Origin of the sequence: Corallococcus llansteffanensis, assembly GCF_003612055.1 — a bacterium.
Classification (GTDB): domain Bacteria; phylum Myxococcota; class Myxococcia; order Myxococcales; family Myxococcaceae; genus Corallococcus; species Corallococcus llansteffanensis.
Window position 1 is genome coordinate 1 of sequence record NZ_RAWB01001008.1, and the last position, 1,520, is coordinate 1,520.

The following is a 1,520-nucleotide window of genomic DNA, read 5'->3' on the forward strand; positions in this document are numbered from 1 at the left end:
GTCCCGGCGTCCGCACCCCCGCGCCCCCGCCCCTGGTGCACCTGAACGTGCAGGGCGACTCGTTTGGCGAGACGGGCGGCGCGCTGGGCCTCTACATGGCCCTGGACGGCCAGCGCTGGGGCATGGACGCGCGCGTCACCGGCATCGCGCTGACCTCGGAGGATGGCCTGGACGAGGTCGACCGGCTGACGCTCCTGGACGCCCACCTGACCATCTCCCCGTGGTCCAGCGAGCGCGGCCGCTTCCGGCTGGAGGCCGGCTTCGCCAGCGCGCACGCCCCGGACGTCATCTTCGTGGGCCCCAGCTTCGCCGCGTCGCTGGCGGCGTGCATCGGCCCGACGCCCTTCGACGTGGAGGCGCGCATCCAGGTGGTGCCCTTCCCGCACCGCCAGGTGGACGCACAGGCGGGCCTGGCGATGCACCTGGGCGCCCTCAACCTGCGAGCCGGCTGGCGCACCCTGTACCTCAACGACGCGGGCCACCTGGACGGCGTCGTGCACGAGGACGCCTTCTCCGGCCCCTACCTGGGCCTGGGGCTCTCGTTCTGAGGGCTGAAACACTGAAACACTGAAACAACTCCCGGGGTCCCGTGACGTCGTGCGAACCCCGGGAGGCCGAAGCGGCCGCCCTATTCCTCCGACGACGCCGCGTAGGAAGGGACGGACGGCATCTCCGCCCCGGAGCCGTTGGAGGCGCCCGCGCGCTTGGTCCGCTTGCGCGGCGGCGGGGCCAGCTTCGGCGCCATGCTGAAGACCCGCTCGTAGGCCTCCGGCGTGTTGATGTTCACGATGACGCCCGGATCCTTCACGCTCATCCGGCGCGGCTGGAGCACCAGGAGGGCCTTCTCCAGGTCCTCGCCCTCCGCCTGGAGCAGCTTCTCCGCGGCCTCCCGCGAGAGCACCAGCGGCCAGCCGATGGCGTTGTCGTACTCCGGCCGCAGGGCCAGGGAGCCCGTCCCGGCCCGGTCCATCTCCTTGAGCATCGACTTGACCGTGTTCACGCGCAGCGCGGGCATGTCCACCGGGTGGATCAGCACCACGTCCGCTGCCTCGGCCAGGGCTGCTTCCATGCCTGCCTTCACCGACGCGAGGACGCCCTTCTCCCAGTGCTCGCTCGCCACCAGCTCCAGACTGGGATGCTGTTCGCGCACCAATTCCGCGTCGCTGCCCACCACGCCCAACACCCCACACCCCGCCTTCCCGAAGGTGGACGCCAGCGACTGAAGGAAGCTCTTGCCCCCCTCATGCTCGATGAGCGCCTTGGGGTGGGACATCCGCCGGGCCTTGCCCGCCGCCAGGATGATCGCCACTGCCTTCATGACCCGCCTCCTCCGCCCGCGGCGGAAAGCCGTGAGCACCGCTAACAGGCTGTTGACCTCCTTCCGGGATTGCAGCCCGCCCGCCAGTACGAGTCGTCAGACAGCCGCCAGTCACACGGTGAGGTGTTGGCTGTCGGCGCTTTGTGCAAGGGCGGGTGTCCACCACCTGTCAGCCGGCCTGCCCCCTGGACTTCCCCCCACC

2 protein-coding genes are annotated in these 1,520 nt (G+C 70.8%); one reads left to right on the top strand and one right to left on the bottom strand.

What is annotated here, in order from left to right; translation table 11 throughout:
* The coding region (locus D7V93_RS45665; RefSeq protein WP_504739601.1) for a porin family protein at positions 1–548 on the top strand (548 nt) is incomplete at its 5' end.
* An 80-nt stretch (positions 549–628) separates the two neighbouring features.
* On the opposite strand, the gene D7V93_RS42915 is transcribed toward D7V93_RS45665, so the two are convergent.
* On the bottom strand, positions 629–1,318 hold the full coding sequence (locus D7V93_RS42915; protein WP_120648663.1) for a nucleotidyltransferase family protein: 690 nt from the start codon (positions 1,316–1,318) through the stop codon (positions 629–631).
* Positions 1,319–1,520 lie beyond the last annotated feature (202 nt).